The following is a 13,521-nucleotide window of genomic DNA, read 5'->3' on the forward strand; positions in this document are numbered from 1 at the left end:
GGGTGTGAACCTATAGTCGTGACTGTCGCTGCCAAATCAGCGGCTCGGGCTTGGTCACCCGATTAGATCTTGTATACGCATGCGCTGTATGCTGCGGGCACTCAATTGCCTGCAGTTTATGGTGACTGTGTTTGGGACACCTTCGGGTGTGCCGGGTATGTGCACGATCCTCACCGGTTGACCAACCCGGACACAGTCGCCTCCTGTCGCTTGGTCACGATGCGGTGGCTTCACTTAGAAGCAATTGAGGATCTATAAAATTGACAAAGATTTTGTAGAGATTTTGCGAGTGGTGCATACCAAACGGCAATGGCCATAAAGACGAAGTAGATTCTGGAAGCGTCTGGCTCTTAAGTGGCACTATTCTGGCCGTTTACCCCAAATTCTGCGGGAATAATGGCAGTTAAGCCGATAACGACAGCTAAACCAGCCCCCACAAAAAAGCCGCCCCAAGAGGCGGCTTTTTCATGCGCTACAAACCGATCTTACAACTTCGGACCCGCAGCCTTGATCGCGTCGCTCACTTCGAACTTTTTGAAGTTCTCGATGAACAGACCGGCCAATGCCTTGGCAGCCTCGTCGTATGCAGCCTTGTCAGCCCAAGTGTTGCGTGGGTTGAGCAGGTTGGTTTCAACGCCCGGTACGGCCAGTGGCACGTCGAGGTTGATGGTGTCCAGGTGCTCGGTGGCGGCACCGATCAGCGCGCCGCTCTGGATCGCTGCGATCACTGCGCGGGTGGTCGGGATGTTGAAGCGTTTGCCGACGCCGTAGCCACCGCCGGTCCAGCCGGTGTTGACCAAATAGACCTTGGAGCCGAAGCCTCGGATGCGCTTGATCAGCAGCTCGGCGTATTCGCCGGCCGGGCGCGGGAAAAACGGTGCGCCGAAGCAGGTGGAGAAGGTCGACTTGATGCCGCTGCCCGAACCCATTTCAGTCGAGCCCACCAGCGCGGTGTAGCCGGACAGGAAGTGGTAGGCCGCTTGTTCTTCGTTGAGGATCGACACTGGCGGCAGTACGCCGGTCAGGTCGCAAGTCAGGAAGATCACAGCGTTTGGCTCGCCACCCAGGTTCTTCTCGGAACGCTTGGCAACGTGCTCCAGCGGGTAGGCAGCGCGGCTGTTCTGGGTCAAGCTGACATCGGCGTAGTCGGCGTGCTTGGCGTCGTCGATGACCACGTTTTCCAGGACTGCGCCGTGCTTGATGGCTTTCCAGATGACCGGCTCGTTCTTCTCGGACAGGTCGATGCACTTGGCATAGCAACCGCCTTCGATGTTGAACACCACGCCTTCGCCCCAGCCGTGTTCGTCGTCACCGATCAGGTAACGGCTTTCATCGGCCGACAGGGTGGTTTTACCGGTGCCCGACAGACCGAAGAACAGGGTCACGTCGCCTTCTTCGCCGATGTTGGCAGCGCAGTGCATAGGCAGCACGTCAGCGGCCGGCAGCAGGAAGTTCTGCACGGAGAACATGGCTTTCTTCATTTCACCGGCGTAACGCATGCCGGCGATCAGCACTTTCTTCTGGGCGAAGTTGAGGATCACGCAACCGTCGGAGTTGGTGCCGTCACGCTCAGGCACGCACTCGAAGTTGGCAACGTTGAGTACTTGCCACTCTTCACGGCCAGCCGGGTTGTACTGGGCCGGGTTGATAAACAGGCAACGACCGAACAGGTTCTGCCAGGCAGTCTGGGTGGTCATTTTCACGGCCAGGTAGTGATCTTCAGCCGCACCTACATGCACGTGGGAAACAAAGTGCTCTTGCGCGTTGTTGAACGCCTCGACACGAGCCCACAGCGCGTCGAACTTTTCGGCCGGGAACTTGCGGTTGATCGGGCCCCAGGCGATAGCGGCCTGGGTGGAAGGCTCTTCAACGATGAAACGGTCAACAGGCGAACGACCGGTGCGGTGACCAGTGCGAACAACCAGAGCGCCGGTATCGGCAAGCTCGCCCTCACCGCGGTTCAGGGCTTCTTTTACCAGATCATCAACACTCAGATCGGTGTACACGGCGTTATTGGCTTGCGTCATGAGGTTCCCCGTCGGCCAGTGGCCGAGTGTGCTCCAAACGTTTTGTAGTAGAAAGTCGTGCACTACTACCGCGAAAAAAGTGGGCCGGATTATGCCAGAAAAGCCCAAAAAGAGTAGGGTCCTCCCGTCGTAACGGCGAAATTCCGTCGTTACGCAGTGAATTTACCTGCGCTGAACCGTTTTAGTGCCGGGTATCTGACGGCGTGTCGACGCCCGCGCCAGCGAACAATTGAGCAATATCGGCTGCATCGAACAGGTATCGCTGGTTGCAGAACTGGCAATCGATCTCGACTTCGCCACCGCGTTCGACCACCAGCGCCTGTGCATCTTCCAGACCCAGACTGACCAGCGCATTGCCCGAGCGTTCCCGCGAACAGCTGCAACGGAAGCGCAGGTTCTGCACATCAAACAGGCGCACTTGCTCTTCATGGTAGAGGCGATGCAGGACGGTTTCGTTGTCCAGGCTCAACAGTTCATCAGCGGTCAGGGTGCTGGCCAGCGCGGTAATGTGCTGCCAGCTGTCGGCGCGCTCTTCTTCGTCTTTCAGACGGTCGGCCGGCAGTTGTTGCAGCAGCATTCCACGAGCACGACGACCGTCGGCGAACAGTTTGAAGCGCGTGCCGACCTGTTGCGACATGACGAAATAATTGGTGAAGCATTCCGACAAGGTTTCGCCATCAAGGTCGACGATGCCCTGATAACGCTGGCCGATCGTCGGGTCGACAGTCAGGGTCAGATCACCGCCCGGCATCAGGTCGGCAAGGGTGGCATCTGCGGCGATCTGCTCGGCGTTATAACGCGCCAGACCACGGATCTCGCGCTCACTGGAGCACTCGATCATCAACAGCGGAATCGGCCCTTCGGAGCGCGCCTGCAAAATCAGCAAGCCGTCGAATTTCAGGGTGCCCACCAGCAACGAGGCGGCCGCCATCAGTTCGCCCAGCAATTGCGCGACCGGCTCCGGGTACGGGTGCTTGGCGAGGACTTCGGCGTAGCTGCGTTCCAGCGCAACCAGTTCGCCGCGAGTGTCGCTGTCATCGAAGATGAAGCGTTGGGTGTAGTCGGTATCCGGGAGATCGGTCATAGGTCTGGGTATCTGAATTGATGACAAAATGGTTACGAAAGATGAAAATCCCGCGCTTCTTCGCACCCATTTGGTGCGAAATGTTCAGCCACGGGAGGCATTTTATGAACAATCCGGGTTTGTTCCAATCAAGGTGGAACCTCGGCCGGCTGGTTCTGTGTAACGTAGTGCCATTGGCGCTACTGGCTTTCTGGTTATGGCCTACGGGTCAGATGCTGTGTGTGATTTTCGACGAGTGGCTGTTCCGCTCACTCAATGCACCACTGGCCAGCAACCCCATATGGCTCCACATCTGGGCAATTGCAAGTCTGCGTCCGTTCGACATCGTCGTCGGGCTGATCCTGCTGACGCTGCTGATCAAGGGCGACTGGGTGTTCAAGGCAATTGACGTACGCCGCGCGTTCTTCGGTTTTTTCTCGATTCTGCTGCTGATGGTGATCATCCGCGCACTGTTTTCCAAATTCGCCGACCACATGGACTGGCAGCACAGCAGCCCGTCGATGGTACTTGAAGGCGCAGTGCACCTCAGTGACTACTTTCCACAGCTGGAAAAAGCCTGGGAGCTGAAGGATCGCTCGAGCCAGAGCTTCCCCGGTGACCATGCTTCGGTGCTGCTGATCTGGGCGCTGTTCATGGGTGTGTTCAGCCGCACAGTCGGCCAGTTCCTCACTGTCTGGGGCCTGGCGCTGTTGTTCATGCTGCCGCGTCTGGTGGCCGGCGCGCATTGGGGTCAGGACGATTACATCGGCGGCATGCTGCTGGGGGTGTGGGCGTTGGGCTGGGGTTACTACACGCCGTTTGCCTGTCACGCCGCCAATTTCTGGCTGAAGGTGACGGCACCGATCTTTGCGCTGCTGGACAAGCTGCCGGTGGTTTCGCGGATGAGTGTGGTGCGTAGCGCCTGACACCACGTTGCCCCCGATGAGTCCTGCGCACTCGATTCGCGAGCAAGCCCGCTCCCACCATTGACCGTTTTCCTGCTGAAGGAACCGGATCTACTGTGGGAGCGGGCTTGCTCGCGAAGAGGCCAGCATAGACAGCGCAGAAACAACAGCCTTACTCGCTGTTGCTGTTCCCACGAAATTTAAACAGATCCCGCCGCTGCTTCTTGCTCGGCTTGCCGTCGGTGCTAACACCCAACGCCCCGGCCTTGCGCATCGCCGCAGCCGCTTCACGCTTGGCAACACTGGCCTCGGTCTCGGTATACAGCGTCTGCGCCTCGGGTGCGCCGCGACGCACGATCGACAAGGCTTCAACCTTCACCGTGCGCACTTCAAACCCGGTGCGAATCTCGAATTCGTCGCCGATGCGTGGCTCTTTGCCAGGCTTGCAGCGCTCCCCTCGGCAATGCACCTTGCCACTCTCGATCGCGGTTTTGGCCAAGGCCCGGGTTTTATAAAAACGCGCCGCCCACAACCACTTGTCGAGACGGACCTTGTCGTCCTCTTCGCTTTTTTGTGCCATGGAATTTCCTCATTCTGAAATATTGATGAACTGTACTACCGTTTCTGTCGTGCCATGAATTGCACCATCCCGGATTACAATGCGCACCACCCGACACCTGCTTGAGGCGTCGGCGATCCGGGCCGTAGATATCTGTCGCCTTTTAACCATTATTCTGCGTGAATACCGCGAATCCGGCCCCGTGCGGGCTGAGCGGTTGTCACGGTTGAGCACTTTTTTGAAGACATTTGACCATTTGACCGTTGTCGGTCTGCGCGAATGGGTGGCGCTCCCGGATCTGGGAGTCGCCGGCCTGCGGGCAAAAATCGACACCGGCGCCAGCACCTCCAGCCTGCACGCCACCGACATCGAGCCGTTCGAACGCAACGGCGAGAAGTGGGTGCGCTTCACCGCGCACCTGGGCACGGTGGTGCAGTTGCGTCACCGGCGCTGCGAAGCACCGCTGGTCACGCGCAAGACCATTAAAAGCTCCAACGGCCAGGCTCAGGTGCGCTACGTGATCAGCACCACCCTGGCCCTCGGTGATCGGGTGTGGGCGGTCGAGTTCACCCTCGCCTGCCGCAAGTCCATGCGCTATCGCCTGTTGCTCGGTTCCAAAGCCCTGATCGATGGCCAACTGGTCGTCAATCCGGGCATCAAATATGTACAAGACAAGCCGGTGTTCCCGGTATCTACCTCCTCCACAGGTGTTGCATGAAGATCGCTGTGCTGTCGCGGAATCCGCGTCTGTATTCCACCCGTCGTCTGGTCGAAGCCGGCACCGAACGCGGGCATGAAATGGTAGTGATCGACACCTTGCGCGCCTACATGAACATCGCCAGCCACAAGCCGCAGATCCACTACCGCGGCAAGCCACTGGAAGGCTTCGATGCGGTGATCCCGCGGATCGGCGCGTCGGTGACGTTCTACGGTTGCGCCGTGTTGCGCCAGTTCGAAATGATGGGGGTGTTTCCGCTCAACGAATCGGTGGCCATCGCCCGTTCGCGAGACAAGCTGCGTTCGCTGCAACTGCTGTCGCGTCGCGGCATCGGCCTGCCGGTGACGGGATTTGCGCACTCGCCGGACGACATTCCCGACCTGATCGACATGGTCAACGGCGCGCCGCTGGTGATCAAGGTGCTCGAAGGCACTCAGGGCATCGGTGTGGTGCTGTGCGAAACCGCGACGGCGGCGGAGTCGGTGATCGAGGCCTTCATGGGCCTGAAGCAGAACATCATGGTCCAGGAATACATCAAGGAGGCCGGCGGTGCGGACATCCGCTGCTTCGTGGTCGGCGACAAAGTGATCGCGGCAATGAAGCGTCAGGCCAAACCCGGTGAGTTCCGCTCCAACCTGCATCGCGGCGGCAGCGCCAGCCTGATCAAGATCACCCCGGAAGAACGCATGACGGCTTTGCGTGCGGCCAAGGTCATGGGCCTGGCGGTGGCAGGTGTGGATATCCTGCGTTCCAACCACGGGCCGCTGGTAATGGAAGTGAACTCGTCGCCGGGCCTGGAAGGGATCGAGACCACCACCGGCAAGAACGTGGCGGGGATCATCATCGAGCACCTTGAGAAGAATGGCGGGCCGAATATGACCCGGACCAAGGGTAAGGGTTAATCCGTTAGAGATGTGGCGGCAGGGAGGCCGCCTTCGCGAGCAAGCCCGCTCCCACAGGGCAATGCATTCCAACTGTGGGAGCGGGCTTGCTCGCGAAGGGGCCATCAGCCTCAGCGAAAATTTCAGCTGTTAAACCGCATCTCGCGGAAGCATCAACCCAAGCGGCAACCTTACCCGCGCTTCCAATCCGCCGCCGGAGCGGTTGCGCAGTTCAACATTGCCGCCATGCATAGAAGCAATCCGCTTCACGATCGCCAACCCTAAACCTGTGCCCTTGCCGCCCCGCGCACGATCGCCACGGGTGAACGGGTTGAAGATCGCCTCAAGCTCCGACGGATCGATCCCCGCGCCACGGTCCATCACACTCAGCACCACATACGGCGCGCTGGTGTCACCCGACACATAGGCCGCAACCTCAACACCACTACCGGCATGATTCAAGGCGTTGCCGATCAGGTTATTGAGCAAACGCTTCATCGATACTCGACGCAGCGGAAACGGCTGAATCGGCTCCAGACGCAGGCGCACTTTCTCTTCATTCTGGTTGTAAGGCGCTGCCACCTCACGCACCAGATCGCTCAGGTCCACCTCTTCCACCGACTCGTCGCGACCGTCACGAATGAACGCGAGGAACTGGTCGAGAATCGCGTCCATGTCTTCGATGTCGCGCACCATGTCGTCGGTCAGGTCATTGCGATCACCCATCAACTCCAGCGACAGACGCAAGCGGGTCAGTGGCGTGCGCAAGTCATGGGACACGCCCGCCAGCATCAGCTCGCGCTCGCGACCGGCCTGTTCGACGTCTTCGGCCATCTGGTTGAAGGCGCGATACACCTCGGTCATCTCGCTCGGCGTGTCGCTGATCGGCAGACGCACGCTGCGGCCCTGACCGAGTTGTCGGGCGGCGTACACCAGACGCTTCAACGGCTGGTTGAGCTGACTGACGAAAATCCATGCCGAGGCGGTCGACAGCAAGCCGATGGCGAGGAACCAGCCGAGCACGTTCCAGATTTTCTGCCCGCGCAACGGATGCGGGTACAGCGGCACTTTCAGCCAGCCATCGCCAAGGCTCGGCGCACGCACCCACAACGCCGGTGGCGAGTGCATGCGCAAGCGCACTTCAGTGTCGGCGCCTAGCTCCGCCTGCATCTGCCGCTGATAGATTTCACTGTACGGCCAGTGCTGCTCGCCTTCCGGCACACCGGCGCCGACCACCCTGATCAGGGTGGCGGCATCGGCAATCTTCGCGCGGTTTTCTTCATCGGCGGCCCAATAAGCGCGCAGCGTCAGGGCGACGCCGTGGCTGTATTGGCGATCCACCAGCACGTCCTCGTTCATCAACAGATAAACCAGGGTCAGCGCCTTGGAAAACAGCACGACGATGAGCACCAGCCAAAGGGTGCGGGAGAAAAAACTTTGGGGGAACCAGACGGGGGTTTTCATCGATAACCGTTACACACTTGCAGGAGCGAGCAATGCTCGCATATTGCGGATTGCGAGTCTGTGGGCATGGCCATTGAACCACCCTGCAGACCCGCTCCTACAAATCACCGATCACTTGGTGGCGGTGCCATCCGGTACAAACACGTAGCCAACGCCCCAGACAGTCTGGATGTAGCGCGGTTTGGACGGATCGGGTTCGATCATCCGGCGCAGACGGGAAATCTGCACGTCGATGGAACGCTCCAGGGCATCCCACTCGCGGCCACGGGCCAGGTTCATCAGCTTGTCGCGGGTCAGCGGCTGACGCGCGTTCATCACCAGAGCCTTGAGTACCGCAAACTCACCGGTGGTGAGCATGTGCACTTCGTCGCCACGTTTCAGTTCGCGGGTCGCCAGCGACAACACGTAATCACCGAAGGTGACGTTTTCGTCTTCGCTGCCCGGCGCACCCGGCACCGGTGCGGCTTGACGACGCAGTACTGCCTTGACCCGGGCCATCAACTCGTCCGGGTTGAACGGCTTGGCCAGATAGTCATCGGCGCCCAGTTCCAGGCCCTTGATGCGGCTCATCTCGTCGCCCTTGGCGGTGAGCATGATGATCGGAATCTGATTGTTCGCGGCCCGCAGGCGACGGCATGCGGTCAGGCCGTCTTCGCCCGGCAGCATCAGGTCGAGAACGACCAGGTTGAACACTTCACGCGACAGCAGACGGTCCATTTGTTCGGTGTTCGGTACGGCACGGGCGCGGTAGCCCTTGCTGACGAAGAAGCGCTCCAGCAGGCTGCTCAGCCCCGGATCGTCGTCAACAATAAGAATTTTTTCGCCTTCAGCATTGTTTGCAGTGCTGCTCATTGGATGCTCCTTTTAGCTCGGCGCGCATTATGGCGTAGCTGCCGTTATACGCACCGTGTGCATTGTTAGCAGATTTTTCCTTCACTGCCAGAAAACCGGGGTTTATGCCTACAGACTGCATCGCCCCCGAATGACAGAACGCTGGTTATAATGCGCGGCGTTTTGTGCCAGGCAACGTCTGAATCGTTACCGCAAGTGGCCGCGATTTTTTCCAGGCCTGCGCAGTAATTGTTCGATTTCACGGGTCAATGGGGTGCCTTTTGACCCAGGCAGCGGCAATTTTCTAGCCGCTCAACCAGACTCCGGGCCTTTATTTCCGTGCCTGCGAGCCTGCTTTCACAATATGTCAGGTGGTTTTATGGACAGCATCAACAGCCGCATCGCCGAGGAACTCGGCGTACGCCCGCAACAGGTCGAAGCGGCCGTCGCGCTACTCGATGAAGGCTCTACCGTTCCCTTCATCGCCCGTTACCGGAAAGAAGTCACCGGCAGCCTCGATGACACCCAGTTGCGTCATCTGGAAGAGCGTCTGCGCTACCTGCGAGAACTCGACGAACGGCGCATCAGCATCCTCGCCAGCATCGAAGAGCAAGGCAAACTCACCCCTGCCCTCGAGCGCGACATCAAACTCGCCGACACCAAGACCCGCCTCGAAGACTTGTACTTGCCGTACAAGCAGAAGCGCCGCACCAAGGGCCAGATCGCCCTGGAAGCCGGGCTCGGCGACCTCGCGGATGGTCTGTTCAACGACCCGAACCTGACCCCGGAAACCGAAGCCGCACGCTTCGTTGATGCCGAAAAAGGCGTGGCCGATGTGAAGGCCGCGCTGGAAGGCGCCAAATACATCCTCATGGAACGTTTCGCCGAAGACGCCAGCCTGCTGGAAAAACTGCGTAACTACCTGAAACAGGAAGCCACCCTCAGTGCCCGCGTCATCGCTGGCAAGGAAGAGGAAGGCGCCAAGTTCCGCGACTACTTCGAACACGACGAACCGCTGAAAAGCATGCCGTCGCACCGCGCGCTCGCCATTTTCCGTGGCCGCAACGAAGGCATCCTCAGCTCCGCACTGAAAGTCGGCGATGAGCTGCCGGGCACCATGCACCCGTGCGAGGGCATGATCGGCCAGCAATTCAACATCCAGAACCAGAACCGTCCGGCCGACAAATGGCTCGGTGAAGTGGTGCGCTGGACCTGGAAGGTCAAGCTCTACACGCACCTGGAAACCGACTTGCTCGGCGAGCTGCGCGACGGCGCCGAAACTGAAGCGATCAACGTGTTCGCCCACAACCTGCACGACCTGCTGCTGGCCGCTCCGGCCGGCCCGCGCGCTACTCTGGGCCTCGACCCGGGCCTGCGTACCGGTTGCAAGGTGGCCGTGGTCGACTCGACCGGCAAACTGCTTGATCACGCCACGGTTTACCCGCACGTGCCGCACAACAAGTGGGATCAGACCATCGCCATTCTGGCCGCCCTGTGCGCCAAGCATTCGGTTGACCTGATCGCCATCGGCAACGGCACCGCCAGCCGCGAAACCGACAAACTGGCGATCGAGCTGATCAAAAAATATCCAGCGATGAAGATGACCAAAGTCATGGTTTCCGAGGCCGGCGCATCGGTGTACTCGGCGTCGGAACTGGCGGCCAAGGAATTCCCGGATCTCGACGTGTCGATCCGTGGCGCAGTGTCCATCGCTCGTCGCCTGCAGGATCCTCTGGCAGAACTGGTGAAGATCGATCCGAAATCCATCGGTGTCGGTCAGTACCAGCACGACGTCTCGCAGCTGAAACTGGCGCGCGGTCTGGATGCTGTGGTTGAAGACTGCGTGAACGCCGTCGGCGTCGATGTGAACACCGCGTCGGTGGCGCTGTTGGCACGCATCTCTGGCCTCAACGCAACCCTGGCACAAAACATCGTCGCCCACCGTGACGAACACGGTGCGTTCAAGACCCGTGCAGCGCTGAAGAAAGTCGCGCGCCTGGGCGAGAAAACCTTCGAACAGGCTGCAGGCTTCCTGCGCGTGATGAACGGCGATAACCCGCTGGACTCCTCGGCCGTTCACCCGGAAGCCTATCCGCTGGTGCAGCGCATCGCCGCTGAAACTGACCGCGACATTCGCTCGCTGATCGGCGATGCCGGGTTCCTCAAGCGTCTGGACCCGAAGAAATTCACCGACGAAACCTTCGGTCTGCCAACCGTGACCGACATCATTCAGGAACTGGAAAAACCGGGCCGCGACCCGCGTCCGGAGTTCAAGACCGCCGAGTTCCAGGAAGGCGTTGAAGATCTCAAAGACCTGCAACTGGGGATGATCCTTGAAGGCGTGGTGACCAACGTGACCGCGTTCGGCGCATTCGTCGACATCGGCGTGCACCAGGATGGTCTGGTGCACATCTCGGCGCTGTCGGAAAAGTTCATCAAGGATCCGCGTGAGGCGGTGAAGGCCGGTGACGTGGTGAAAGTGAAGGTCATGGAAGTCGACATCCCGCGCAAACGCGTCGGCCTGTCGATGCGTATGGGCGACACCCCGGGCGAGAAGATCGACGGTGCCCGTGGCTCGCGTCCGGGCTCGGCCCAGCGCCAGCCATCGAACAACGCGCCACGCAAGGAAACCGCAACCGCCGCGCCGGTGAACAATGCGATGGCCTCGCTGTTCGCCAACGCCAAGCAGTTGAAGAAACGCTGATGGAGATTCCGGCCGGGCTCGTCGAGAGCGCGTTTTTCAAGCTGTTGGGCTGCCGTCTGCACAGCCTGGAAACCGGGGTGGCGCAAGTCGCCCTGGTGCTGGAACCGGAACTGCGCAACCGTGGCGGCAAGTTGCACGGTGGCGCGCTGTTCAGTCTGGTCGATATCGCCATGGGGCTGGCCTGTTCCAGCACCCACGGCTTCGATCAGCAGAGCGCGACCATCGAATGCAAGATCAACTACATCCGCGCCGTCTCCGACGGCGAGGTGCTGTGCACGGCCCGGGTGATCCCCCCGGGCCGCCGCACGCTGGTAGTCGAGGCCGACGTGATGCAGGGCGACAAACTGGTCGCAAAAGCGCAAGGCACGTTCGCTGTCCTGTAGCTTGTCGCCATCAATTTGAGTTAATTTCGGCGCTGTGATCATAGCGTCGAGCTTTTCTGTGGGAGCGGGCTTGCTGGCGAAGGCGGTGTATCAGGCGACTTGAGGTTGACTGATATGCCCTCTTCGCGAGCAAGCCCGCTCCCACAGGGACCGCATAATCTTCGCGTGCATCTGCCAGATTCAGGGATTGAAGTCGGCGGTTCGAAAGGGGCTTCGTGAGCCCAAAAAACCAGGCGAAAACGCCAGTTTCAACTTCACCCTTGTAGACCGTCCTGCCCACCCCCATATTGGGGCGACTGACGCGTGAAGGAATCCAAATTGAGCGAACTTCTCAACCGCCGCCTGGCTCTGCTCGGCGAGCGCGCCAACCTCTCTCTGCTCGAACAGTGCCTCCACGGTATCGAACGTGAATGCCTGCGCGTGACCAGCGAAGGTCGTCTGGCGCAAACGCCGCACCCCGAAGCCTTGGGTTCCGCGCTGACCAACGAACAGATCACCACTGACTATTCCGAGTCGCTGCTGGAGTTCATCACGCCCGCCCTGCCCGACCCGGCTGACACCCTGGCGAGCCTGGACAAGATTCATCGCTTTGCCTACAGCAAGCTCGGTGACGAGTACCTGTGGAGCCCATCGATGCCGTGCCCGTTGCCGGCCGAGGAAGACATCCCGATCGCCTATTACGGCACCTCCAACATCGGTCAGCTCAAGTACGTCTATCGCAAGGGCCTGGCCCTGCGGTACGGCAAGACCATGCAGTGCATCGCCGGAATCCACTACAACTTTTCCCTGCCGGAAAAGCTCTGGCCGCTGCTGCGCGAAGCCGAGGGTTTCGTCGGCACCGACCGCGATTTCCAGTCGTCGTCCTACATTGCGCTGATCCGCAACTTCCGCCGCTACAGCTGGCTGCTGATGTACCTGTTCGGTGCCTCGCCGGCGCTGGACGCAGGGTTCCTGCGCGGCCGTTCGCACCAGTTGGAACAGCTGGATCCGGACACCCTGTACCTGCCGTACGCCACCAGCCTGCGCATGAGCGACCTCGGTTACCAGAGCAACGCCCAGGCCGGCCTGACGCCGTGCTACAACGATCTGTCGAGCTACACCGACAGCCTGCGCAAAGCCGTGGCCACACCATACGCGCCGTATGTTGAAGTCGGCACGCACAAGGATGGCGAGTGGGTGCAGCTCAACACCAACATCCTGCAGATCGAAAACGAGTACTACTCCAACATCCGCCCGAAACGCGTGACCTACACCGGCGAGCGACCTATTCAGGCGCTGATGGCCCGTGGCATCCAGTACGTCGAAGTGCGTTGCCTGGACATCAACCCGTTCCTGCCGATGGGCATCGACCTCACCGAGTCGCGCTTCCTCGACGCGTTCCTGCTGTACTGCGCGCTGAACGACAGTCCGCTGCTGACCAATACTTCGTGTGGCAACGCGACCTCGAACTTCCTCAGCGTGGTCAAGGAAGGTCGCCGTCCGGGCCTGCAATTGCAGCGCGACGGTCAGCCGGTCGATCTCAAAGAGTGGGCAGGCGAGCTGCTGGAAAAAATCGCTCCGCTGGCGGCCCTGCTCGATCAGAGCCATGGCGGCGACGCGCACAGCAAGGCGCTGGATGCGCAACTGGCCAAGGTCAGCGACCCGTCCCTGACCCCTTCGGCGCAGGTGCTCGCGGCGATGGCCGAACACAAGGAAAGCTTCGCGCAATTCTCCCTGCGTCAGAGCCAGGCGCATGCCGAGTTCTTCCGCAGCGAGCCGTTGGCAGCGGATGAGCAGGCGAAGTTTGAGGAACTGGCGCACTCGTCGCTGGCGGCGCAGGCTGAGCTTGAGCAGAACGAGGTGGGGGATTTCGACGTGTTTGTCGGGTCGTATCAGGCGAGTATTCTGGCGATCAGCAACTAGGAGCCCCCCCCCCCCCCCCCCCCCCCCCCGGGGGGGGGGGGGGGCAAAGATCTAATGACGAACGATTAAGTCCGAAACGCCCAC

Annotated in this window: 11 protein-coding genes; 6 read left to right on the forward strand and 5 right to left on the reverse strand. The window is 60.3% G+C overall.

Features of this window, described 5'->3' with window-relative positions; all coding sequences use genetic code 11:
* Positions 1-485 precede the first annotated feature (485 nt).
* A complete protein-coding gene (locus PseAD21_RS04615; protein WP_102354672.1) occupies positions 486-2,027 on the reverse strand; it encodes a phosphoenolpyruvate carboxykinase in 1,542 nt (513 codons plus the stop codon).
* Between the two features lie 181 nt (positions 2,028-2,208).
* Entirely contained in the window at positions 2,209-3,111 is a 903-nt protein-coding gene (hslO, locus tag PseAD21_RS04620; protein WP_102354673.1) for an Hsp33 family molecular chaperone HslO, read from the reverse strand.
* Between the two features lie 104 nt (positions 3,112-3,215).
* On the opposite strand from hslO, the gene PseAD21_RS04625 reads away from it, so the two are divergent.
* Positions 3,216-4,016 (forward strand): phosphatase PAP2 family protein, encoded by an 801-nt coding sequence (locus tag PseAD21_RS04625; protein ID WP_102354674.1) that lies wholly within the window; start codon positions 3,216-3,218, stop codon positions 4,014-4,016.
* 151 nt (positions 4,017-4,167) lie between these two features.
* Here the strand turns inward: PseAD21_RS04625 and PseAD21_RS04630 are convergent, their stop codons facing one another.
* Positions 4,168-4,575, reverse strand: coding sequence for an RNA-binding S4 domain-containing protein (locus tag PseAD21_RS04630; protein ID WP_102354675.1), 408 nt, complete (start codon positions 4,573-4,575; stop codon positions 4,168-4,170).
* 235 nt (positions 4,576-4,810) lie between these two features.
* Between PseAD21_RS04630 and PseAD21_RS04635 the strand changes: the two genes are divergently transcribed.
* Both PseAD21_RS04635 and rimK read left to right on the forward strand, forming a co-directional pair.
* Positions 4,811-5,272 (forward strand): ATP-dependent zinc protease, encoded by a 462-nt coding sequence (locus tag PseAD21_RS04635; protein ID WP_178082088.1) that lies wholly within the window; start codon positions 4,811-4,813, stop codon positions 5,270-5,272.
* Entirely contained in the window at positions 5,269-6,174 is a 906-nt protein-coding gene (rimK, locus tag PseAD21_RS04640) for a 30S ribosomal protein S6--L-glutamate ligase (RefSeq protein ID WP_007949201.1), read from the forward strand. Before PseAD21_RS04635 ends, rimK begins: the two co-directional genes overlap by 4 nt.
* A gap of 129 nt (positions 6,175-6,303) precedes the next feature.
* On the opposite strand, the gene PseAD21_RS04645 is transcribed toward rimK, so the two are convergent.
* Complete coding sequence (locus PseAD21_RS04645) at positions 6,304-7,617, reverse strand: ATP-binding protein (RefSeq protein WP_003220639.1); 1,314 nt, start codon at positions 7,615-7,617, stop codon at positions 6,304-6,306.
* Positions 7,618-7,728: 111 nt separating this feature from the next.
* Entirely contained in the window at positions 7,729-8,469 is a 741-nt protein-coding gene (gene ompR, locus PseAD21_RS04650) for a two-component system response regulator OmpR (protein ID WP_102354677.1), read from the reverse strand.
* 358 nt (positions 8,470-8,827) lie between these two features.
* On the opposite strand from ompR, the gene PseAD21_RS04655 reads away from it, so the two are divergent.
* From PseAD21_RS04655 to gshA, 3 genes are all read left to right on the forward strand, one after another.
* Complete coding sequence (locus tag PseAD21_RS04655) at positions 8,828-11,152, forward strand: Tex family protein (RefSeq protein WP_102354678.1); 2,325 nt, start codon at positions 8,828-8,830, stop codon at positions 11,150-11,152.
* The gene (locus tag PseAD21_RS04660; RefSeq protein WP_102354679.1) at positions 11,152-11,535 is read left to right on the forward strand and encodes a PaaI family thioesterase; all 384 of its coding nucleotides are present in this window, start codon (positions 11,152-11,154) and stop codon (positions 11,533-11,535) included. Before PseAD21_RS04655 ends, PseAD21_RS04660 begins: the two co-directional genes overlap by 1 nt.
* 318 nt (positions 11,536-11,853) lie before the next feature.
* Positions 11,854-13,437, forward strand: coding sequence for a glutamate--cysteine ligase (gene gshA / locus PseAD21_RS04665; protein ID WP_102354680.1), 1,584 nt, complete (start codon positions 11,854-11,856; stop codon positions 13,435-13,437).
* Positions 13,438-13,521 lie beyond the last annotated feature (84 nt).

It is taken from the genome of Pseudomonas sp. AD21, from assembly GCF_002878485.1.
GTDB lineage: Bacteria > Pseudomonadota > Gammaproteobacteria > Pseudomonadales > Pseudomonadaceae > Aquipseudomonas.

Coding starts and splice junctions, on each gene's coding strand:
- rimK (WP_007949201.1), top strand. CDS start 5,269: ATGAAGATCGCTGTGCTGTCGCGGAATCCGCGTCTGTATTCCACCCGT.
- PseAD21_RS04655 (WP_102354678.1), top strand. CDS start 8,828: ATGGACAGCATCAACAGCCGCATCGCCGAGGAACTCGGCGTACGCCCG.
- PseAD21_RS04630 (WP_102354675.1), bottom strand. CDS start 4,575: ATGGCACAAAAAAGCGAAGAGGACGACAAGGTCCGTCTCGACAAGTGG.
- PseAD21_RS04660 (WP_102354679.1), top strand. CDS start 11,152: ATGGAGATTCCGGCCGGGCTCGTCGAGAGCGCGTTTTTCAAGCTGTTG.
- ompR (WP_102354677.1), bottom strand. CDS start 8,469: ATGAGCAGCACTGCAAACAATGCTGAAGGCGAAAAAATTCTTATTGTT.
- PseAD21_RS04615 (WP_102354672.1), bottom strand. CDS start 2,027: ATGACGCAAGCCAATAACGCCGTGTACACCGATCTGAGTGTTGATGAT.
- PseAD21_RS04645 (WP_003220639.1), bottom strand. CDS start 7,617: ATGAAAACCCCCGTCTGGTTCCCCCAAAGTTTTTTCTCCCGCACCCTT.
- hslO (WP_102354673.1), bottom strand. CDS start 3,111: ATGACCGATCTCCCGGATACCGACTACACCCAACGCTTCATCTTCGAT.
- PseAD21_RS04625 (WP_102354674.1), top strand. CDS start 3,216: ATGAACAATCCGGGTTTGTTCCAATCAAGGTGGAACCTCGGCCGGCTG.